Origin of the sequence: Aquabacterium commune, from assembly GCF_004362855.1 — a bacterium.
GTDB lineage: Bacteria > Pseudomonadota > Gammaproteobacteria > Burkholderiales > Burkholderiaceae_C > Aquabacterium > Aquabacterium commune.
Map to the genome: position 1 here is coordinate 799,007 of NZ_SNXW01000001.1, position 21,482 is coordinate 820,488.

Sequence of the window (21,482 nt, forward strand, 5' to 3'; positions counted from 1 at the left end):
CTGATGGCCCGCGCCTGACGGACAATACCGGCATGCGCAAGATTCTGATCACCGGCGCCGCCGGCTTCATCGGGATGCACGTGTCACAGGCGCTGCTGGCGCGCGGCGACACCGTCATCGGTCTGGACAACCTCAACGACTACTACGACCCGCAGCTCAAGCGGGACCGTGTGGCCTCGTTGCAGGCGGGTCCGGACGCCGGCCGTTTTCAGTTCGTGGAAGCCGACTTGGTGGACATGGCCGGCCTGAACGCCCTGTTCGATGCCCACGGCTTCGACGGCGTGGTGCACCTGGCCGCCCAGGCCGGGGTGCGCTACTCGCTGACCCACCCGCACGCCTACGCCCAGTCCAACCTGGTGGGCTTCGTGAACATGCTGGAGGCCTGCCGCCGCCACCGCACGGCGCACCTGGTCTATGCCAGCAGCTCCAGCGTGTACGGCGGCAACACCCGCATGCCGTTCTCGGAAAACGACGCGGTGGACCACCCCGTCAGCCTGTACGCGGCCACCAAGAAGGCCAACGAGCTGATGGCCCACACCTACAGCCACCTCTACGGCCTGCCGACCACCGGCCTGCGCTTTTTCACGGTCTACGGGCCCTGGGGCCGACCGGACATGGCGCCGATGCTGTTCACGCGCGCCATCCTGGCCGGTGAGCCCATCAAGGTGTTCAACCACGGCAAGATGCAGCGCGACTTCACCTTCATCGACGACATCGTCGCCGGGGTGGTGGCCACGCTGGACCGCCCGCCGGTGGCCGATGACGCCTTCGACCGCGCCGCGCCCCAGGCATCGGGCTCCTGGGCGCCCTACAAGGTGTTCAACATCGGCCACAGCGAACCCGTGCAGCTGATGGACTTCATCCGCACCCTGGAAAGCGCCCTGGGCGTGAGCGCGCAACTCGATCTGCAACCCATGGCCCCCGGCGACGTGCCCGCCACCTACGCCGACGTCAGCGCCCTGCAGGCCTGGACGGGCGTGGCGCCACACACCGGCCTGAGCGAGGGCATTGGCCGCTTCGTTGCCTGGTACCGGCAGTACCACCGCGCCTGAGGCCCCCGGCCATCTGTCAGAATCTCCCCTTCCCTTCACATTCCACAGATCCACCACCATGAAAGTTTCTGTTGTCGGCACCGGCTACGTCGGCCTGGTCACGGGCGCTTGTCTCGCCGAAATGGGCAATGACGTGCTGTGCCTGGACGTGGACCCGAACAAGATCCGCATCCTGGAAGAAGGCGGCATCCCCATCCACGAGCCGGGCCTGGACCTGGTGGTCGCCCGCAATGTGAAGGCCGGGCGCCTGCACTTCACCACCGACATCGAACGCGCGGTGGCGCACGGCACCATCCAGTTCATCGCCGTGGGCACGCCCCCCGATGAAGATGGCAGCGCCGACCTGCAGTACGTGCTGGCCGCGGCCCGCAACATCGGCCGCCTGATGACGGACTACAAGGTCATCGTGGACAAGTCCACCGTGCCCGTGGGCACCGCCGACAAGGTGCGCGCCGCCGTGGCCGACGAGATCGCCAAGCGCGACACCGACGCCAAATTCGCCGTGGTGTCGAACCCCGAGTTCCTGAAAGAAGGCGCGGCAGTCGACGACTTCATGCGCCCCGACCGCATCGTGGTGGGCGCCGACGACGAGCAAGCCATTTTGCTGATGCGCGCCCTGTACGCGCCCTTCCAGCGCAACCACGAGCGCCTGGTGGTGATGGACGTGCGCAGCGCCGAGCTGACCAAGTACGCCGCCAACGCCATGCTGGCCACCCGCATCAGCTTCATGAACGAGCTGGCCCTGCTGGCCGAGAAGATGGGCGCCGACATCGAGCAAGTTCGCTTGGGCATCGGCTCGGACCCCCGCATCGGCACGCACTTCCTGTACGCCGGTTGCGGCTACGGCGGCAGCTGCTTCCCCAAGGACGTCAAGGCCCTGATCAAGACCGCTTCGGACGAAGGCCAGGACCTGAAGGTGCTCAAGGCCGTGGAAGCCGCCAACGACCACCAGAAGCACGTGCTGATCGAGAAGGTGACGCGCCGCTTCGGCGAAAACCTGGCCGGCAAGCACTTCGCCGTGTGGGGCCTGGCCTTCAAGCCCAACACCGACGACATGCGCGAAGCCACCAGCCGCGTGGTGCTGGCCGAGCTGTTCCAGCGCGGCGCCACCGTGACGGCCTACGACCCGGTGGCCATGGCCGAGGCCCAGCGCATCTTCGGTGACGAACCGCGCCTGACCTACGCCGAGAACCCCATGGGCGCGCTCGATGGCGCCGACGCGCTGCTGATCGTGACCGAGTGGAAGGAATTCCGCAGCCCGGACTTCGACCGCATCAAGGCCACGCTCAAGAGCCCCGTGGTGCTGGACGGCCGCAACCTGTACGAGCCGGGCCTGGTCCAGCAGTTCGGGCTGGATTACGAGGGCATTGGCCGCGGGCTGAAGGGCTGACCACCGCTCAGGCCGTCGGCAGGCTCAGCACGAACCGGCTGCCGCCGCCCTCGCGCGCTTCGCAGCGCACCTGCCCGCCGTGGCGGTGGGCGATCTGGCTCACCAGGCTCAGGCCCAGGCCGACCCCGCCTGCGTGTTCGGCATGGCCGGGCAGGCGGTAGAAGGGCTCGAAGATGCGTTCGCGCTGTTCCACGGGCACGCCCGGGCCGCGGTCCAGCACGGCCAATTCCAGCACGCCAGGCGCTGTGGTCAGGGCGAGCGCCACCTCGGGGCCACCGTAGCGGCGGGCATTCTCCAGCAGGTTGCGCACGGCGCGGCGCAGCAGGCGGTCGTCGCCGGTGTAGGGCTGCAGCGGGAAGTCATCGCCCACGATGACCTCGGCACCCACGCGGTTGGCCTCTTCCGTGGCCAGGCCGAGCAGGTCCACCGGCGCGCGCTCCACCTCGCTGCGGGCGTCCAGGCGGCTGGCCAGCAGCACCTCTTCGACCAAGGCGTCGAGCTCCTTGATGTCCTGGTGGATTTCGCTGCGGATGCGGGCGGCGCGCTCGGGCGGGGCCTCGGCCATCAGCGAGACGGCCATCTTCAGGCGCGCCAGGGGCGAGCGCAGCTCGTGGCTGGCGTTGGCCAGCAGGCTGCGGCTGGAGGTGACGAGGTCTTCGATGCGCTGGGCCGCCTCGTTGAAGCTGCGCGCCACGGCGGCCACCTCGTCGGCGCCCTCCACGGCCACGCGGTGCTGCAACTGGCCCGAACCGAACAGCTCTACGCCTTGGCGCAGCGCCGTCAGGCGGCGGGTCAGGCGGATGACGACGGGCCAGGCGCCGATGGCCACGGCCACGAAGAGCAGCACCAGGGTCAATGCCAGGGCGGGCACGCCTTCGGCCAACCAGGGCGGCATCATCCAGGCCAGGGGCGACAACCAGGGCTGGGCGCGCGGCGGCGGTGGCAGCGCCGGCATGCCCGAGGGGCCACCGCCATTGGCGGCATGGCCCGGTTCGACCTCGCGAGGGGGCGGCGGCCCCATGCCAGGACCACCTGGACCGGGTCCGGGCAGGCCGTTGGCCATGCGCAGGCGCATCGTGCCCGGGCGCATCACCCACAGGGTGCGACCATCCGACAGGCGCGACTGCTGCATCTGAATGCGCAAGTCCGGCCAGCGGCGCAGGCGCTCGTCCATCAACTCCGACGTGGCGATGCGCTGGCCCCTGGCGTCGTCCAGGGCCATGGGCATGCGCAGGCGGTCGGCCCAATCGAGGAAGACACGGGCCTGCTCCTGACGCGGCTCGCTGGCGGGCGGCAGGCTGTTTTCAATCAGCTCGGCCCAGGCCGCGGCACGCTCGTTCCAGGCGGTGACGGACTGCACCTGGGTGCGTTCGTGCTCGAGGTTGCGCTGCGCCAGCCAGCCCGACACGAGGGCGAAGACCAGCAGCACCGTGACCACGGTGAGGTAGATGCGCAGTGCCAGCGTCTTCATGCCGGGCGCGTCAAGTCACGGGCACGTCGGCCGCACAGCTCAGGCGGCATCCTGCTCGGCGTCCTGCTTTTTGGCGAACACATAGCCCACGCCCCGCACGGTGAGGATGCGGCGGGGCTCTTTCGGGTCGTCCTCGATGGCGGCGCGGATGCGCGAGATGTGGACGTCGATGGAGCGGTCGAAGGCTTCCAGCGGATGGCCCTTGAGGGCGTCCATGATCTGGTCGCGGCTGAGCACGCGGCCCGGGTGCTGGGCCATCACGCTGAGCAGGTCGTACTGGTAGGAGGTCAGGTCGCAGGGCTCATTGCCCAAGCGCACCTGGCGCAGGCCGGTGTCGATTTCCAGGCGGCCGAAGCGCCAGACGTCGGTGTCGTCCGGATGGGCCGAGGTGCGCCGCAGCAGCGCGCGCACGCGGGCCAGCAACTCGCGCGGCTCGAAGGGTTTGGTGAGGTAGTCGTCTGCACCGATTTCCAGACCGACGATGCGGTCGGTGGGCTCGCCGCGGGCGCTGAGCATCAGCACCGGCAGCGTGCGCGTGCGGGGCGAGGCGCGCAACTCGCGGCAGAGGTCGAGGCCATCGCCATCGGGCAGCATCAGGTCCAGCACCAGGGCGTCCACCGCCTGGCGTGCCAGCAACTCGCGCCCGGCGCTCAGGGTGGGCGCGGAAGAGACCTGGTAGCCGTGGCTGTGCAGGTAGTCACCGACCATGGCGCTCAGGCGCAGGTCGTCGTCAATCAGCAGGATGTGCTCGCTCATGTCCGACATTGTCGCGCGCTCCGGGCTCAGCGGTCCATACCGGGTTTTGCGTGGCGCTCGCGCCTCGCCTTGATCAGCTCGGCGGCCTTGGCGCGCTGCTCGGGCGTCAGCACGTTGCCCACGTCCAGCATGGCCTGGGTCATGCGCTTGCTGACCTGGTCGTGCTGGGCGAGCATCTGCTGGCGCAGCTGCTCGGCTTCGGCAGCGTCCAGCTTGGGCGCCGTCCACAGGGCTCGGGTGCGCTCGTGCAGGCCCTTGCCTTGTTCGTGCAGGGCCTGGACGTCGGCGCGGGCCTTGTCGGTGAGCTGCTTGATTTGCTGGCGCTGGGCGTCGCTGGCCTTGACCTCGGTGAGCAGCCGGTCGAGGTGGCGGCCACTCGGCATCATGCCCATGCCACCGTGGTCACCATGCGACATGCCGGGCTGCATGCGCGGGGCCATCCCGGGTGCCATGCGGGGGGCCGATGCGGCGCTGGCTGTGGCGGTGGCGGTGGCTTTGTCGCCCACCTTGTCAGCGGCGAAGGCCGGAGCACCGGCGCCCAGGCTGAGCGCGACGGCGGCCAGCGCCAGGGCCGAGGCGATCACGGTGGTGCGCAGGGTGCGCGGGCCGGTGTGGGTGGCAGCTTGGGGGGCGGGTGTGGGCAGGTGGGTCATGGGTGTCTCCGTGCGGAACAGACCGGGGGTGGCCTGAACATGGAGACATCTTGCGCGCCGGCCGTAAAGCCAGGGTGGCGCGGCGGTAAAGAACTGTGTCGCTCCCGCCCCTGCTTTGCGCCAGGTCAGCCCGCCCGGCTCAACCGGTGTTGCGCAGCGCCGCCGCGATGCCGTTGATGCTGATGTGGATGCCGGTGCGCACCCGCTCGTCCGTCTGGCCCGCCCGGTAGCGACGAACCAGCTCGACCTGCAGGTGGTGCAGCGGGTCGATGTAGGGGAAGCGGTGGCGGATGGAGCGCGCCAGGGCCGCGTTGTGCGCCAGGCGCTGCGGCTCGCCCGTGATGAGGGCCAGGGCCTCGGCGGTGCGCTGCCACTCAGCCTCGATCTGCGTGAACACTTTCTTGCGCAGGCGGGCGTCGTCCACCAGGCTGGCGTAGCGCGAGCCCAGGGCCAGGTCGCTCTTGGCCAGCACCATGTCCATGTTGGACAACAAGGTGCGGAAGAAAGGCCACTGGCGGTGCATCTTCTGCAGCAGGGCCAGGGCCTTCTTGCGGCCCGCCTCGCCTTGGGCCGCGTCGGCGTTCAGGAAGGCCTGCACGGCCGAGCCAAAGCCATACCAGCCCGGCAAGGTGATGCGGCTCTGGCCCCAGCCGAAGCCCCAGGGGATGGCGCGCAGGTCCTCGATGCCCTGGAGCGCCTTGCGCGAGGCCGGGCGCGAGCCGATGTTGAGCTCGGCGATTTCGCGGATGGGCGTGGCCTGGAAGAAGTAGTCGGCGAAGCCCGGTGTCTCATAGACCAGGGCGCGGTAGGCGTCCATGCTGGCCTGCGAGAGCGCAGCCGCCGCTTGCAGGAAGGTGGGCGTGGCCACCTGTGAGGTCTGTGCGGGCTGCAGCAAGGTGGCCTCCAGCGTGGCGGCGACCAGCGTTTCCAGGTTGCGCCGGCCGATTTCCGGGTTGGCGTACTTGGAGCCGATCACCTCGCCCTGCTCGGTCAGGCGGATCTGGCCACGCACGGTGCCGGGGGGCTGGGCCAGGATGGCCTGGTAGCTGGGGCCACCGCCGCGGCCCACGGTGCCACCGCGGCCATGGAACATGCGCAGCTGCACGGCCGTGGCGGGCACGCCGGCCTCCTTCAAGCCGTGCTGGGTCAGCTCGTCGAACAGGGCCACCAGGGCGATTTCGGCGCGGTAGAGCTCCCAGTTGCTGGTGAAGATGCCGCCATCCTTGTTGCTGTCCGAGTAGCCGAGCATGACGTCCTGCTCGGCACCGCCGCGCTGCACCAGGGCCGCCACGCCGGGCAGGCCGTAGAAGGCGCGCATGATGTGCGGCGCGTTGCGCAGGTCTTCGATGGTTTCGAACAGGGGCACGACGATGAGGTCGGCCAGGCCGCCCTCGTCCAGCGTGCCCGACATCAGGCCCACTTCCTTTTGCAGCAGCAGCACTTCCAGCAGGTCGCTGACGGTTTCGGTGTGGCTGATGATGTAGTGGCGGATGGCGTCGGCGCCGAAGCGCTGGCGCATCTCGCGGGCGCGCTCGAAGATGGCCAGCTCGGCCACGGTGTGCTTGCTGTAGGCCGCAGTCGGCACGCGCAGCGGGCGGGCGTCGTTGAGCTGGCGCAGCAGCACGGCGCGCTTGTCGTCTTCCGACAGGGCGCTGTAGCCGGGCGCGATGCGGGCGGTGGCCAGCAACTCGGCCACGACGCGCTCGTGCTGGTCGGAGCTCTGGCGCAAATCGACGGTGGCCAGGTGGAAGCCGAAGACCTCGACGGCGCGCAGCAGCGGCTGCAGGCGCGGTGTCACCAGCACATCGCCATGGTGGGCGCGCAGCGAGGCTTCGATGGTGCGCAGGTCGGCGAGGAACTCGGCGGCATCGGCGTACGGGTCTTGCGGCTCGACGGCATGGCGCGCGGCCTCTTCGCCCGTCAGGCCGAGCAAGGTGGCGGCCAGGCGGGCATAGACGCCGATGAGGGCGCGGCGGTAGAGCTCGTCGCTGCGGTGCTCGCTGCGGTCGGGCGAGCGTTGCGCCAGGGCCCGCATCGCATCAGACACATCGACCAGGCGCTGCGATTGCGAGAGCTCGGCGCCCAGGTGGTGCACCTCGGTCAGGTAAAAGCGCAGGGCGACTTCGGCCTGACGGCCCAGGGCGTGCGAGAGCGTTTGCGCCGAGACGTTGGGGTTGCCGTCGCGGTCGCCACCGATCCACTGGCCCATGCGCAGGAAGCTGGCCACGGGGTGGGCGCCGAGTTCGCGTTCCAGGTCGGCGTAGAGCTTGGGGATCTCGCGCAGGAAGGTGGACTCGTAGTAGCCCATGGCGTTCTCGACCTCGTCGGCCACCGTGAGCTTGGAAAAGCGCAGCAGCCGCGTCTGCCACAGCTGGGTGATGCGGGCGCGGATGGCGGCCTCGTTGGCGGCCAGCTCACGCGGGCACAGGGCGTCTTGCGGGTTGATGGCCTGGCGGGCGCGCACGGCGTCGCGCTCGGTGAGCAGGCGGGCGATGTCGCGCTCGGCGTCGAGGATGCTCTTGCGCTGCACCTCGGTCGGGTGGGCGGTGAGCACGGGCGCGACGTACGCGGTGGTCAGCGTTTGCGCGATGCTGCGCGGCGCGATGCCGGCATCCCGCAGGCGCTGGAAGCAGGCCTCGATGCTGCCTTCGTGGCTGCGGCCGGCGCGCTCATGCACCTCGCGGCGGCGGATGTGGTGGCGGTCTTCGGCCAGGTTGGCCAGGTGGCTGAAGTAGGTGAAGGCGCGCACAACGCTGACCGTCTGGTCGGCGCTCAGGCCCTTGAGCAGCTTCTTGAGCGCCTTGTCGGCGTCCTGGTCGGCATCGCGGCGGAAGGCCACGGAGAGCTTGCGCACCTGCTCGACGAGTTCGTAGGCGGGGCGGCCTTCCTGTTCGCGGATGACATCGCCCAGCAGGGTGCCCAGGAAGCGGATGTCTTCGACCAGGGGGGCTTCGGTGTCGGTCTTGCGTGAAACGTTCATGGACATGCACCGCCGGGATCGCCAGCGGTGTTCAGTTCAGCGAGCCGGCGCCTCGGGTAGGGGCGGTCGGCTCAGGGTTGAGACGGAGGCACAGTGCCGTCGCCAATATAAACCGCGCCGCATGCGCGATCGCTCAACCCGTGACAGCCACCGATGCCACGTCGGCCGCGATGCCCATGGCCGCGCGCGCCAGGCGCGTGACCTCGTCCCAACGGCCCGCTTCCAGCAAGGCCACGGGCGTCAACCACGAGCCGCCGACCATGGCCACATTGGGCAGGCGCAGGAAGGCGCCCATGTTGTCCACCGACACACCGCCCGTGGGGCAGAAACGCATGTCGCCCAGCGGGCCACCCAGCGCCTTGAGCATGCCCAGCCCGCCGGCCTGCTCGGCGGGGAAGAGCTTGACGAGGCGGAAGCCGTGGTCGCGGGCGCGCATGACCTCACCGGGCGTCATCACGCCGGGCATGAAGGGCAGCTCGGCGTCGAAGGCGGCCTGCACGAGCGCATCGGTCATGCCGGGCGACAAGGCGAAGCTGGCGCCCGCGTCTTTCACGCGGCGCACCTCGTCGGCGCGGGTCACGGTGCCCGCACCGACGTGCATCTGCGGCACGGCGCGGGCCACGGCCTCGATGGCGGGCAGGCCGGCCGCGTGGCGCAGCGTGATCTCCATGACATCGACGCCACCGTCCAGCAGGGCTTGCGCCAGCGGCACGGCCTGGGCCACGTCGGTGATGACGATGACCGGCACCACGCGGGAGGTGAAGGCCGGCGGGGTCAGGGTGGGATGGGCGGACATCGGGCAGCTCCGGAAAATGCTTCGGTTCGGTCTGGAGATGGGGATCAGTGCGACGCTGGCCACAGTGGCGAAGCGCCCTGCTCTGCCGGTGCGGCGTTCTGGCGGAACAGCTCGAAAATCTGACGACCATGGTGCAGCCACGCGGGCTGACCATCGGCGGGTGATGCCGACAAGCGCGGCGTGCGCGCGGCCAACGTGGCGTCATCGACCTCCAGGCGCAACTCGCCGGTGTCGCAGTTGAGCGTGACCATGTCGCCCTCCTCGATGCGCGCGATGGCACCGCCGTCCAACGCCTCCGGGCTGAGGTGGATGGCCGCTGGCACCTTGCCAGAAGCGCCCGACATGCGGCCGTCGGTGAGCAGCGCCACGTGGAAGCCGCGGTCCTGCAGCACGCCGAGCACGGGCGTGAGCTTGTGCAGCTCGGGCATGCCATTGGCGCGCGGCCCCTGCTCGCGCACGACGGCGATGAAATCGCGCTCCAGCTCGCCGGCCTGGAAGCGCACGTCCAGCTGCTTCTGGTCGGTGAAGACCAGCGCCGGTGCGCGCACCACGCGGTGGGCGGGCTTGACGGCCGAGACCTTCACCACCGCGCGACCGAGGTTGCCCTTCAACAGGCGCAGACCGCCGTCGGCGCTGAAAGGCTGGGCCGCGGGACGCAGCACGTCGAGGTCGGCCGACACCGCGGGCACGTCGCGCCAGGCCAAGCGACCGCCATCCTGACCGCCGTCCAGCCAGGGCTCGCGGGTCCAGGCGCGCAGGCCCTGTCCCAGGATGGTGCCCACGTCCTCGTGCAACAGGCCGGCATCGAGCAGTTCGCGCATCAGGAAGCCCATGCCACCGGCGGCGTGGAAGTGGTTCACATCGGCCTGGCCATTGGGATAGACGCGGGCCAGCAGCGGCACGCAGGCCGAAAGCTCGGCGAAATCGTCCCAGTCGATGAGGATGCCGGCGGCGCGCGCCATGGCGACGAGGTGCAGGGTGTGGTTGGTCGAGCCGCCCGTGGCCAGCAGGCCGACCAGGCCGTTGACGATGACCTGCTCGTTCACCCAATGGCCCATGCCGCTGTGCTTCTGCCCCGGCTGGCCCATGGCCACGGCCCGCTGAACGGCCGCATCGGTGAGGGCATCGCGCAAGGGCGTGCCCGGGTTCACGAAGGAAGAGCCTGGCAAGTGCAAGCCCATGATCTCCATGAGCATCTGGTTGGAGTTGGCCGTGCCATAGAAGGTGCAGGTGCCGGCGCCGTGGTAAGCCGCCTGCTCAGACGCCAGCAGCGCATCGCGCCCGACCTTGCCCTGGGCATATTCCTGGCGCACCTTGGCCTTGGCGTCGTTCGACAGGCCCGAGGTCATGGGCCCGGCGGGCACGAAGACCACGGGCAGGTGGCCGAACTGCAGCGCGCCCATGAGGAGGCCGGGCACGATCTTGTCGCACACGCCCAGGCACAAGGCCGCATCGAACACGTTGTGCGACAGCGCCACCGCCGTGGCCAGGGCGATGACATCGCGCGAGAACAGCGACAGCTCCATGCCATCTTCGCCCTGGGTGATGCCGTCGCACATGGCGGGCACGCCGCCGGCGACCTGGGCCGTGGCGCCGAGCGCGCGGGCTGCGGCGCGGATGCGCTCGGGGTAGTGCTCGTAGGGCTGGTGGGCCGAGAGCATGTCGTTGTAGGCCGTGACCACGCCCAGGTTGGGCTGGCGCTCCTGGTTGAGCACGAGCTTGTCGGAGGCGGGCATGGCCGCGAAAGCGTGGGCCATGTTGGCGCAGCCCATGCCGGCGCGGTAGGCACCCGGGCGGCGCGCGCTGTCGATCATCGCCAGGTAAGCCTGACGCGTGGTGGCGCTGCGCTGGCGGATGCGCTCGGTGATGCGCAGCAGTTCCGGGTGCAGGGGAACGGAAGGGGACGAGGCAGGAGGGGTCATGGGCACCTCAAAGGGGCAACCACAGGCTCACCGGCGTGGTGGTCTGGTGGAGGATGTGGGAGATGGGCAGCGCGTCCAGGCCCGGCGGGTTGCGGTCGCGCGCAGCTTGGCTCAGCACGGCCAGCTTGTCAGCACCTTGCACGGGCAGCACGAGGCAACGCGCGCGCAGGATGTGCGCCAGCGTCATCGTCAGGCGGGGGTGGTTGGGCTGCGGTGGTGGCTCGGGCAGGCGCACGGCGCACACGCGCTCGGGCGTGGCCAGGTCGAGTGCGCGGGGCAGGTCAGGCGAGTGCGGGAACAGCGAGGCCGTGTGGCCGTCGGTGCCCATGCCAAGCACGAGCACATCGGGCACGGGCAAGGCCGCCATCAGCGCATTGGCCTGCGCGGCGGCTTCTGCCAGCAAAGGGGTCGGCGCGTCGATCCAGGGCACGAAACGGGCCTGCGCCGCGGCCCCTTGCAGCAGGTGCGCGCGCACCAGGCGGACGTTGCTGTCGGGGTGCTCGGGCGGCACGCAGCGCTCATCGACCAGGGTGACCGTGAGTTGCGACCACGCCAGCGGCAAGGCCCGCAAGGCCTCGAACAAGGCCACCGGCGACTTGCCACCCGACACGCACAGCAGCGCCTGGCCACGGGCCTCGATGGCCTCGCGCAAACGCGCGGCGATGTCGTCGGCCAGCCGCACGACGACCTCGGCCACAGGCGGACAATGGATCTCGACATGGGGCCAGCGCGACCGCGCCAGCGCCACCATTTCAGCGGTGTGCACGCTCAGGACTCCTCGAACCAGGCACATGGCCCGGGAGACTGCAGTGTAGTCAGCCCTGACGACAGAGCGGCACCCCAAAAAGCAAAAAACCCCAAGCGAATCAATCACTTGGGGTTTTGCATTGGCGGAGAGGGTGGGATTCGAACCCACGGTACCTTGCGGTACGCCTGATTTCGAGTCAGGTACATTCGACCACTCTGCCACCTCTCCTGAAAAGGCGCGCCGGGGTCTCGTCGGCGTAGCCCGCTACTGTAGCAGAAATTTCAGGGCTTCAGCACCTCAGCGCCACCGAGGTAGGGGCGCAGCGCCACCGGCACGCGGATGCTGCCGTCGGCCTGCTGGTGGTTCTCCAGCACGGCCACCAAGGCGCGGCCCACGGCCAGGCCCGAGCCATTGAGCGTGTGCACGAACTCGTTCTTGCCTTGCGCGTTCTTGTAGCGCGCTTGCATGCGGCGGGCCTGGAAGGCCTCGCAGTTCGAGACCGAGCTGATCTCGCGGTAAGTGTTTTGCGCAGGCAGCCACACCTCCAGGTCATAGGTGCGGGCGGCGCCGAAGCCCATGTCGCCGGTGCACAGGGCCATCACGCGGTAAGGCAGCTCCAGCTTTTGCAGCACGGCTTCGGCGTGGCCCACCATCTCTTCCAGCGCGGCGCTGCTTTGCTCGGGCGCGGTGATCTGCACCATCTCGACCTTGTCAAACTGGTGCTGGCGGATCATGCCGCGCGTGTCACGGCCCGCGCTGCCCGCCTCCGAGCGGAAGCACGGCGTGTGGCCGGTCAGCTTGATGGGCAACTGGTCCAGCGGCACGATGGTGTCGGCCACGGTGTTGGTCAGCGTGACCTCGCTGGTGGGGATCAGGTACCACTTGCTGTCGGCCACATCGCCATCGCCCGAGGTGACGTGGAAGAGGTCTTGCTCGAACTTGGGCAGCTGGCCGGTGCCTTGCAGCGCCGGTGCCTTCACCAGATAAGGCGTGTAGCACTCGGTGTAGCCGTGTTCCTGCGTTTGCACGTCCAGCATGAAGGACGCCAGCGCGCGGTGCAGGCGGGCGATGGGGCCCCTCATGAAGGTGAAGCGCGCGCCCGAGAGCTTGGCGCCGGTCTCGAAGTCCAGGCCCAGCGGGCCGCCCAGGTCCACGTGGTCCTTCGGCGCGAAGCCATAGGTGCCCGGCGTGCCCCAGCGGCGCACTTCCACGTTGCCAGATTCGTCGGCGCCCACGGGCGCCTCGTCTTGCGGCAGGTTGGGCACCGACAGCAGCATGGCCGAGAGCTCGGTCTGCAGCACGTCCAGGCGGTCGGCGCTGGCCTTGAGCTCATCGGCGATGCTGGCCACCTGGGCCATCACGGCTTCGACCTCGGCCGCCGTGTCTTCCCCTTTGGCGGCCCGGCCCTTGAGCCCGCCGATCTGCTTGGACAGGCTGTTGCGCTGCGATTGCAGCTCTTCCGTGCGGCTCTGGAGGGTCTTGCGCTCGCCCTCGAGTTCACGGAAGCGCGCCTCGTCCAGGAAAGGCTGGGGGCTCTTGCGCTTGTTCAGTCGGGCCAGGACGTTGTCGAGGTCTTTGCGCAGCAGGGCGATGTCGAGCATGGTGGGGTGGGGTGAGAAAAGGTTGTCGGGACGGCGGCTCAGCCGTCGGATCGTTCGGAGGGCAAGGGGCGGTCCAGGCCGGTGCCACCCAGGCCCTTGGGCAGCGGGAAGCGCACATGCTCCTCGACGCCCTGCATGCGGCGCACGGCCACGGCGCCCAGTGCGCGCAAGCGGGCAATGACCTGCTGCACCAGCACATCGGGGGCGGAGGCGCCAGCGGTCAGGCCCACGCGCGGGCGGCCATCGAACCAGGTCTCGTGCAGGTCTTCCGGGCAGTCAACCATGTACGCCGGGGTGCCCAGGCGCTCGGCCAACTCGCGCAAGCGGTTGCTGTTGGAGCTGGTGGGGCTGCCCACCACGATGACCACGTCCACCTGCGGCGCCATGATCTTGACGGCATCCTGGCGGTTCTGCGTGGCGTAGCAAATGTCTTGCTGCTTGGGCTCGCGCACCTGCGGGAAGCGCACCTTGATGGCTTCGAGGATGACGGCGGCGTCGTCCACCGACAGCGTGGTCTGCGTGACCACGGCCAGCTTGCTGGGGTCGCTCACCTGAACGCGCGCCACATCGGCTTCGTCTTCGACGAGGTAGATGCCATCGTGCAGCTGGCCCATCGTGCCTTCGACCTCCGGGTGGCCCTTGTGCCCGATCATCAGGAACTCATAGCCCTCGCGGCGCAGCTTGGCCACCTCGACGTGCACCTTGGTCACCAGCGGGCAGGTGGCGTCGAACACGCTGAAGCCGCGCGCATCGGCCTCGCGGCGCACTTCCTGGCTGACGCCGTGGGCGCTGAAGATCAGCGTGGCACCGGGCGGCACGTCGGCGAGGTCTTCGATGAAGATGGCGCCCTTGGCCTTGAGGTCGTTGACCACGTAGGTGTTGTGCACGATTTCGTGGCGCACGTAGATGGGCGCGCCGAACTGGGCGAGTGCCCGCTCGACGATTTCGATGGCGCGGTCCACGCCGGCGCAAAAGCCACGGGGCTCGGCCAGCAGGACGTCGTCAACGCGGTGGGGGGTGGCGGGGCTCACGTCGGTGCTCACAACACACCGATCAGCTGCACCTCGAAGGTGACGGGCTGGCCGGCCAAAGGGTGGTTGAAGTCGAACTCGGCCCACTGGCCGGCACCATCGACCTCGCGCACGGTGCCAGCGAAGCTGCCGCTGCCGTCCGGCGTGGGGAATTGCACCACGTCGCCGACGCGCCAGGTTTCGTCCATGTCGCCCAACTCGCGCAGCAGGGTCATGGCCACACGCTGGACCATCTCGGGGTTGCGCGGACCGAAGGCCTCGCCGGGCGCCAGCTGCAGCGTGGTGCGGGTGCCCTCGCTCAGGCCGATCAGGCGGGCCTCGATGGCCGGCGACAGCTCGCCCGAGCCGATGGACAGCGTGGCGGGCTTGTCGGTGAAGGTGTTGACCAGGTCGTCGCCGTCCGGGCCGGCCAGCCGGTAATGCAGCGTCAGGAAGGAGCCGGGAACAACGGTAGGCGCGGAAATGGTCATGGTGTCAACACACCCTTTGGGAGGATGGGCTTGCAGGGGCTGGAAAAGCACAATTTTAGGTTTGAGAACGACGCTTCGACGCAAACACCCCATGAAAGACCTCCCAGCCGCCTTGCGGCCCCGCGAAAAGCTGCTCGCCATGGGCCCTGCCGCCCTGGCCGACGCCGAATTGCTGGCCCTGCTGCTGCGCACCGGCCTGCAGGGCCAGGGCGTGCTCAAGCTCGCCGAAAGCCTGTTGCAGCAGCTCGGCGGTTTGAGCGGGTTGTTGGGCGCCACCGCGGCCCAGCTCAAGGGCATCAAAGGCCTGGGGCCGGCCAAGCGCGCCGAGCTGATGGCCGTGATGGAGATGGCGCGGCGCGGCCTCTCGGGCAGCCTGAGCGCCCAGCCCGTGTTCGGCTCGCCACAGCTGGTGAAGGATTACCTGCAGATGCGCCTGGGGCGGCTGCCGCACGAGGTCTTCGCGGTGCTTTTCCTGGACGCGCAGCAGCGCCTGATCGCCTGCGAGGAATTGTTCCGCGGCACGCTGACGCAAACCAGCGTCTATCCGCGCGAGGTGCTCAAGCGCGCGCTGGAACTCAACGCCGCCGCCGTCATCCTCAGCCACAACCACCCCTCGGGCGTGCTGGAGCCCTCCCGCGCCGACGAGTTGCTCACGCAAACGCTCAAGTCCAGCCTGCAGATGGTGGACATCCGCGTGCTCGACCACGTCGTGGTGAGCCACGGTGGCGCCTTGTCGTTCGCGGAGCGCGGCCTGATCTGATCTGACAGCCGCCAGGCCCGGCGCCGGCCAGGACACAGACTTGCTGTAGGCTAGCGCCCTGTGAGCCGCAACACCAAGCCCGCCGCCAAGACCTCGCCCAACACCACGCTGAGCGACTTCGCCGACCTCAAGCGTGCCCTGGGCAAAGCCGCCAAGGAAGCGGCTGCGCGTGCTGAGCAGGAGCGCCTGGAGCGCGCCAAGCGAGAGGCCGCGCAGCGTGCCCAGGAAGTGGACGCCGCCCTCTTCCGCCGCACGGTGGGCCAGGTCAACGGCCTGCCCACGTCCGACCGCGCGGTGCCGCAAACGCCGCGCCCCCAGCCCGTGCCCGCCAGCCGCCAGGCCGACGAGCAGGCGGTGCTGAAATCTTCGCTGTCCGACGAATTCGACGTCGAAAGCCTGCTCGACACCGACGACACCCTCTCGTGGCGGCGCCCCGAACTGGGCGTGGACGTGGTGCGCAAGCTGCGCCGCGGGGTGTGGGCCTTGCAAGGCGAACTCGACATGCACGGCATGCGCACCGACGAGGCCCGCGAGCGACTGACCCAATTCCTGCGCGAAGCGGCCCTCAAAGGCTGGCGCTGTGTGCGCGTGGTGCACGGCAAGGGCCTGGGCTCACCGGGCAAGCAACCCGTGCTGAAAGACAAGGCCAAGCGCTGGCTGGTGCAAAGCGAGCGCGTGCTGGCCTTCGTGCAGGCGCGGGCCGACGAAGGCGGCAATGGCGCGCTGGTCGTGCTCTTGCAGTCGAGCACGGGCAACACCTCGTCCTGAGGCAAGGCCCACGGCCCTCGAGGCAACAGGCTTCAAGCGCCTTGGTTGCGCATCCAGTCGGCGGTTTGGTAGAAAGACGTCTCCAGGCGTGCGGCCAGTTCGGGGTCCACCGCCAACTCGCGCATGGCCTGGGCCATGCAGGCCAGCCACTGGTCGCGCTCGCGGATGCCGATGCGGAAGGGCATGTGGCGGGCGCGCAGGCGCGGGTGGCCGAATTGCGCGATGTAGAGGTCGGGGCCGCCCAGCCAGCCGCTGAGGAACCAGAACAGCTTGTCGCGGGCGCCCTCCAGCGTCTCGCCATGGGCTGCGCGCAACTCGGCGTAGTCCGGCTCCAGGTCCATCAGGTCATAGAAGCGATCGACCAGGGCACGCACGCGCGCCTCGCCGCCCAGCCACTCGTACGCGGTGGTGGCCGTGCCCGGCCCTGGCGCTGCCTCTTCAGCCACGATCAGTCACGATCAGCCACTGTCAACCGCGGGCGTGGAGGCGCGTGGCCACCTGCACCACGCCTTGCGCCGCGGCGCTGCCGGGGTGGAGTTCCAGCAGCAGCTGGCGCTTTTGCACGGCGTCGCGCACGCATGGGTCCAGCGGGATGTCGCCCAGGAAATACAGCTTCGGGAAGCTGCCATTGGCACCCTGCACAAAGCGCTCGACCACCTGCTGCAACTGGTTGCAGATGGCGCGACCATCGCCCTGGCGGGTGACCTGGTTGACCACCAGGTGCAGCTGCTCACGCGATTGCTGCGAGGCCAGCACCTTGATGGTGGCGTAGGCGTCGGTCATGGAGGTGGGCTCGGGCGTGGCCACCACGATGACTTCTTGCGCCATCGACACCGCGTACAGCACCACGTCCGAGATGCCTGCACCCGTGTCGATGAGGATGACGTCAAAGCGCGGCTTGACCGCTTCGAAGATGGTGCTGAGCTGGTCGCGCACCTCGGGCGTCAGGCGGGAGTACTCCACCAGGCCAGAGCCGGCCAGCAGCACCGAGAAACCGCCCGGCGCAGGCAGGATGGCCTCTTCCAGCTCGGCCTTGCCCGTGAACACATCGTGCAGCGTGATCTTGGGATAGAGGTTGAGCACCACGTCCAGGTTGGCCAGGCCCAGGTCGGCGTCCAGCACCAACACCTTCATGCCCTGGCGCGTCAATGCCGCAGCCAGGTTGGCGCTGAAGAAGGTCTTGCCCACGCCACCTTTGCCGCTGGTGATGGCCACCGTGCGGGCGAGTCTGGGCGTCGTGATCGGGGCTTGGGGGGCGGGGGCGGTCATGGACTCCATCATTCCGTTGTTTTCGGCATGGGGTCCCCACTACCTGAGGGTTCAGTGAGGTCAGATTGCGTGAGTCCTGCGAACAACAGGCCTTTTTCTTCTGCGCTCACCACCGTCAGCGGCGGCATGTCGAGGCAAGTGCGGTTGCGGCCTTCGGACTTGGCCCGGTAAAGCTGCTGGTCGGCGCGCTCCGACCACAAGGCGGCCGAAGATCGCACCCAGGGTGGCGCGAACGCTCCGCCGATGCTCACGGTCACGCTCAGGGGCTGTCCACCGACGATGGCGGCCGTCTTGGCGGCCACCTTCTGGCGGATGCGCTCGGAGACCGCCTGGCCGAAGGCAGGTGGGCAATTGGGCAGGATGATGGCGAACTCTTCGCCACCCACGCGGGCCACCAGGTCCATGGGGCGCACGCAGTCTTGCAAGCACTCCGCCACGGCGCGGATGACCACGTCACCGGCGGCATGCCCGTGGGTGTCGTTGACTTTCTTGAAGTGGTCGATGTCGGCCAGCAGCAGCAAGGCAGGCTCGCCAATGCGGGCGACGCGGTCAACCTCGCGGGCGATGGCGGCCTCGAACTGACGGCGGTTGTTCAGGCCCGTGAGGGCATCCCGGCTGGAGAGTTCACACAGGCCATCGATGACAGCTTGCAGCCACAAGGTGGCGCCATGCATCACGCCCTCCGGGGCGGTCCAGCCCGCCTGCACCAGCAGGCTCATGGCCGCGTCCAGGCGCAAACCGTGGAGGGCGGTGGCTGACGCCGGAGCATCGCTGCGGTGAGCGTCCGCGCAGGCCAGGGCGCCGTCACCGGGGCGATCGGCAGGTGGCTGTGACGCGAAGTCGATCAAGGCGATGATGGGCTCCACAAGGGTGTATTTCAACGCTTCCAGTCTAACAGCCGCCCACCACCGCCACTGTGGAATAAGCCCGGGAATGCGGCCGATCTTGCGGGCTAGGCGCGCGGGCCAGGCAGGCAACCTGCTGGGTGTTGGCCAGAAGCTCAAGCTCTGCCGGCCACCTTCCGATATCCCATGACGAGAGTCCCTCCACCGCCGCCAACGACGTCCGAGCCCATGAACCCAGTCCACGACGCTTCGAACCTCACGGTTGACCGTGAGTTCACCTTCCATGCGCGCGACTTCGCTCGGGTGCGCACGCTCATTTACGAGCGCGCCGGCATCAGCCTGCACGAGGGCAAGCAGGCCATGGTCTATAGCCGCTTGTCGCGCCGGCTGCGCGACACAGGTCACCCATCTTTCGAGAGCTACCTGCAATGGCTGGAGAGCTGCGGCCCCAACCAGAACCAGCAGGAGTGGCAGGAGTTCGTCAATTGCCTGACGACCAACCTGACCTCCTTCTTCCGCGAAGAGCACCACTTCCACACCCTGGCCGAGTGGCTGAAGGCGCGCGGCAGCAAGCCCACGCGCATCTGGTGCTGCGCCGCATCGACGGGCGAAGAGCCCTACTCGCTGGCCATCACCGTGGCCGAGAACCTGGGCCTGCACGCGCCGGTCAAGATCCTGTGCAGCGACATCGACACCCATGTGCTGACCACCGCCTCGCGCGGTGTCTATGACGCCAACGCGCGCGGCCTGTCGCCGCAGCGCCTGCGCAGCTACTTCCTCAAAGGCAAGGGCGCCAACGAGGGCAGCATCCGCGTCAAGCCGGAGCTGGCGCGTTTCGTCGAGTTCAAGCCCTTCAACCTGATGCAGACCAGCTGGCAACTCGGCGAGGCCTTCGACATCGTGTTCTGCCGCAACGTGATGATCTATTTCGACGCCCCGACCCAGCGCAAGGTGCTGGAGCGCATCCATGGCGTGATGAAGCCCGGCGGCAAGCTGTTCGTGGGCCATTCCGAGAATTTCACCGAGTCGCGCGACCTCTTCCTCTTGCAGGGCAAGACGGTCTATGACCGGGTCTGACCCAGCCAGCCAGCAAGGACCACCAGATGATCAGCACCGCACCGCTGGGCGCCGCCCGCGCAGGCACACCGCCCCCCGGATCGCCCCCGCCCATGGGCCTGCAACTCAACCGCACCGACCGGCTGATGCGCCTGAAGGCCCGCGTGGCCAAGCCGGGTGAGGCTTCCTTCTTTTTCTACGACGCGCACTTCAAGTCCGAGGCGGTCAAGATCCTGCCCGGCGAGTACTTCTGCTACAACGAAGACTTGCTGATCATGACCACGCTGGGCTCGTGCATTGCCGTGTGCCTGTGGGACCGCCAGGCCAAGGTCGGCGGCATGAACCACTTCATGCTGCCCGACAACGGCGGCGGCGCCAGCGATTCGGGCCGCTACGGCTCGTTCGCGATGGAGTTGCTCATCAACGAGATGATGAAGATGGGCGCCTCGCGCATGACCATGGAGGCCAAGGTCTTCGGTGGCGGGGCCGTCATCAGCGGCATGAGCACCATCAACGTGGGCGAGCGCAACACCACCTTCGTGATGGACTACCTCAAGACCGAGCGCATTCCTGTGGTCTCCAAGGACGTGCTCGACATTTATCCACGCAAGGTCTGCTTCCTGCCCTTCAGCGGCAAAGCCATGGTCAAGCGCCTGGCCCCCAGCAACCCGGATGCGATCGTGCAGCAAGACCGCGCGGCCGCCCAGCGGGTGGTGCCGGTGGCGTCCAGCGGTGGCTCGATCGACCTGTTCTGACCCGGAGACAAGGACATGAGCAAAATCACAGTGGTGGTGGTGGACGATTCCGCCCTGGTGCGCAGCATGCTCACCGAGATCATCAACCGTCAGCCCGACATGACGTGCATCGGCGCGGCCGCCGACCCCTTCGTGGCGCGCGAGATGATCCGCAACCTCAACCCCGACGTCATCACGCTGGACGTGGAGATGCCGCGCATGGACGGCATCGACTTCCTCTCCAAGCTGATGCGCCTGCGCCCCATGCCAGTGGTGATGGTGTCCACGCTGACCGAGCGCGGCGCCGACGTGACGCTGCGCGCCCTGGAGCTGGGCGCGGTGGACTTCGTGGCCAAGCCCAAGATCGGTGTGGCCGATGGCCTGCGCCAATTGGCCGATGACATCACCGACAAGGTGCGCATCGCGGCCAAGGCGCGCATCAACCGGCTGCATGTGCCCGCGACCGCGCCCGCCGGTGCTGCAGGCGCGCCCTCGGCCTCCGTGCGCAGCAGCGGCGCCATGGCGACCCCGGCCACGGCCAAACCCGCGACCACGTCGCCCGGCCTGGGTCGGCTGTCCACCGAAAAAATCATCTTCATCGGGGCCTCCACCGGCGGCACCGAAGCCACGAAGGAAGTGCTGGCCTCGCTGCCGGCCGACTCACCCGGCGTGGTCATCACCCAGCACATGCCGCCGGGCTTCACGCGCAACTACGCGGCGCGCCTGGACAGCCTGTGCAAGATCAGCGTCAAAGAAGCCACCGACGGTGAGCGCATCCTGCCCGGCCACGCCTACATCGCCCCCGGTGGCCTGCACCTGAGCGTGGAGCGCTCGGGCGCCAACTACATCGCCCGCGTGCAGGACGGTGACCCGGTCAACCGCCACAAGCCCAGCGTGGAGGTGCTGTTCAAGTCGGCCGCGCGCGTGGTGGGCCCCAACGCCATCGGCATCATGCTGACGGGCATGGGGGCTGACGGCGCCAAGGCCATGCGCGAGATGAAGGACGCTGGCGCCTACTGCGTGGCCCAGAACGAGGCCACCTGCGTGGTTTTCGGCATGCCGCGCGAGGCCATTGCCGCGGGCGCCGTGCAAGAGGTGCTGCCGCTGACGCAGATCGCGCAGCACGTGCTCGACCACCTGCGTGCCACGGTGGGCCAGGCGCTCAGCCGGGTCTGACGGT

20 protein-coding genes and 1 tRNA gene are annotated in these 21,482 nt (G+C 68.7%); 7 read left to right on the top strand and 14 right to left on the bottom strand.

The annotated features are described in order from the left end of the window. Positions 1-32: 32 nt before the first annotated feature. Entirely contained in the window at positions 33-1,052 is a 1,020-nt protein-coding gene (locus EV672_RS03575) for an NAD-dependent epimerase (protein ID WP_133606267.1), read from the top strand. A 58-nt stretch (positions 1,053-1,110) separates the two neighbouring features. Continuing rightward, positions 1,111-2,442: a UDP-glucose dehydrogenase family protein gene (locus EV672_RS03580; RefSeq protein ID WP_133606269.1), complete on the top strand. Its 1,332-nt coding sequence runs from the start codon at positions 1,111-1,113 to the stop codon at positions 2,440-2,442. Positions 2,443-2,449: 7 nt separating this feature from the next. On the opposite strand, the gene EV672_RS03585 is transcribed toward EV672_RS03580, so the two are convergent. From EV672_RS03585 to EV672_RS03635, 11 genes are all read right to left on the bottom strand, one after another. Continuing rightward, a complete protein-coding gene (locus tag EV672_RS03585; RefSeq protein WP_133606271.1) occupies positions 2,450-3,913 on the bottom strand; it encodes a sensor histidine kinase in 1,464 nt (487 codons plus the stop codon). A 39-nt stretch (positions 3,914-3,952) separates the two neighbouring features. Beyond that, positions 3,953-4,669 carry a response regulator gene (locus tag EV672_RS03590; RefSeq protein WP_133606272.1) on the bottom strand — a complete coding sequence of 239 codons (717 nt, stop codon included), beginning with the start codon at positions 4,667-4,669 and terminating at the stop codon, positions 3,953-3,955. A 26-nt stretch (positions 4,670-4,695) separates the two neighbouring features. Then, positions 4,696-5,322 carry a Spy/CpxP family protein refolding chaperone gene (locus tag EV672_RS03595; protein ID WP_133606274.1) on the bottom strand — a complete coding sequence of 209 codons (627 nt, stop codon included), beginning with the start codon at positions 5,320-5,322 and terminating at the stop codon, positions 4,696-4,698. 139 nt (positions 5,323-5,461) lie between these two features. Further along, positions 5,462-8,302: a phosphoenolpyruvate carboxylase gene (ppc, locus tag EV672_RS03600; protein WP_424923105.1), complete on the bottom strand. Its 2,841-nt coding sequence runs from the start codon at positions 8,300-8,302 to the stop codon at positions 5,462-5,464. Between the two features lie 133 nt (positions 8,303-8,435). Continuing rightward, on the bottom strand, positions 8,436-9,098 hold the full coding sequence (gene eda, locus EV672_RS03605; RefSeq protein ID WP_133606278.1) for a bifunctional 4-hydroxy-2-oxoglutarate aldolase/2-dehydro-3-deoxy-phosphogluconate aldolase: 663 nt from the start codon (positions 9,096-9,098) through the stop codon (positions 8,436-8,438). A 44-nt stretch (positions 9,099-9,142) separates the two neighbouring features. Continuing rightward, positions 9,143-11,020, bottom strand: coding sequence for a phosphogluconate dehydratase (gene edd / locus EV672_RS03610; protein WP_133606280.1), 1,878 nt, complete (start codon positions 11,018-11,020; stop codon positions 9,143-9,145). Between the two features lie 7 nt (positions 11,021-11,027). Further along, positions 11,028-11,786, bottom strand: coding sequence for a 6-phosphogluconolactonase (gene pgl, locus EV672_RS03615; RefSeq protein ID WP_208110691.1), 759 nt, complete (start codon positions 11,784-11,786; stop codon positions 11,028-11,030). A 122-nt stretch (positions 11,787-11,908) separates the two neighbouring features. After that, positions 11,909-11,996 (bottom strand) — tRNA-Ser (locus EV672_RS03620). Between the two features lie 53 nt (positions 11,997-12,049). Further along, positions 12,050-13,369: a serine--tRNA ligase gene (gene serS / locus EV672_RS03625; RefSeq protein WP_133606282.1), complete on the bottom strand. Its 1,320-nt coding sequence runs from the start codon at positions 13,367-13,369 to the stop codon at positions 12,050-12,052. A 38-nt stretch (positions 13,370-13,407) separates the two neighbouring features. After that, positions 13,408-14,400 (bottom strand): 4-hydroxy-3-methylbut-2-enyl diphosphate reductase, encoded by a 993-nt coding sequence (ispH, locus tag EV672_RS03630; protein ID WP_133606284.1) that lies wholly within the window; start codon positions 14,398-14,400, stop codon positions 13,408-13,410. An 8-nt stretch (positions 14,401-14,408) separates the two neighbouring features. After that, entirely contained in the window at positions 14,409-14,870 is a 462-nt protein-coding gene (locus tag EV672_RS03635; protein ID WP_133606286.1) for an FKBP-type peptidyl-prolyl cis-trans isomerase, read from the bottom strand. Positions 14,871-14,961: 91 nt separating this feature from the next. Between EV672_RS03635 and radC the strand changes: the two genes are divergently transcribed. Continuing rightward, positions 14,962-15,630 (top strand): RadC family protein, encoded by a 669-nt coding sequence (gene radC / locus EV672_RS03640; RefSeq protein WP_133606288.1) that lies wholly within the window; start codon positions 14,962-14,964, stop codon positions 15,628-15,630. A 60-nt stretch (positions 15,631-15,690) separates the two neighbouring features. Then, complete coding sequence (locus EV672_RS03645; protein WP_424923106.1) at positions 15,691-16,398, top strand: Smr/MutS family protein; 708 nt, start codon at positions 15,691-15,693, stop codon at positions 16,396-16,398. A 32-nt stretch (positions 16,399-16,430) separates the two neighbouring features. Here EV672_RS03645 and EV672_RS03650 read toward each other — a convergent pair whose 3' ends face one another. Genes EV672_RS03650 through EV672_RS03660 form a run of 3 tightly spaced genes read right to left on the bottom strand, consistent with a single transcriptional unit; the run spans position 16,431 to position 18,386 of the window. Further along, the gene (locus EV672_RS03650) at positions 16,431-16,847 is read right to left on the bottom strand and encodes a group II truncated hemoglobin (protein ID WP_424923110.1); all 417 of its coding nucleotides are present in this window, start codon (positions 16,845-16,847) and stop codon (positions 16,431-16,433) included. A 19-nt stretch (positions 16,848-16,866) separates the two neighbouring features. Beyond that, positions 16,867-17,667 (bottom strand): MinD/ParA family protein, encoded by an 801-nt coding sequence (locus EV672_RS03655; protein WP_243738485.1) that lies wholly within the window; start codon positions 17,665-17,667, stop codon positions 16,867-16,869. An 8-nt stretch (positions 17,668-17,675) separates the two neighbouring features. After that, positions 17,676-18,386: a GGDEF domain-containing protein gene (locus tag EV672_RS03660; protein WP_133606515.1), complete on the bottom strand. Its 711-nt coding sequence runs from the start codon at positions 18,384-18,386 to the stop codon at positions 17,676-17,678. 354 nt (positions 18,387-18,740) lie between these two features. Here EV672_RS03660 and EV672_RS03665 point away from each other — a divergent pair, with 354 nt between their 5' ends. Genes EV672_RS03665 through EV672_RS03675 form a run of 3 tightly spaced genes read left to right on the top strand, consistent with a single transcriptional unit; the run spans position 18,741 to position 21,478 of the window. Further along, complete coding sequence (locus tag EV672_RS03665) at positions 18,741-19,589, top strand: CheR family methyltransferase (protein ID WP_243738486.1); 849 nt, start codon at positions 18,741-18,743, stop codon at positions 19,587-19,589. A 26-nt stretch (positions 19,590-19,615) separates the two neighbouring features. Beyond that, a complete protein-coding gene (cheD, locus tag EV672_RS03670; protein WP_133606296.1) occupies positions 19,616-20,323 on the top strand; it encodes a chemoreceptor glutamine deamidase CheD in 708 nt (235 codons plus the stop codon). 15 nt (positions 20,324-20,338) lie between these two features. After that, complete coding sequence (locus EV672_RS03675) at positions 20,339-21,478, top strand: protein-glutamate methylesterase/protein-glutamine glutaminase (RefSeq protein ID WP_133606298.1); 1,140 nt, start codon at positions 20,339-20,341, stop codon at positions 21,476-21,478. The last annotated feature ends 4 nt before the right edge of the window (positions 21,479-21,482 follow it).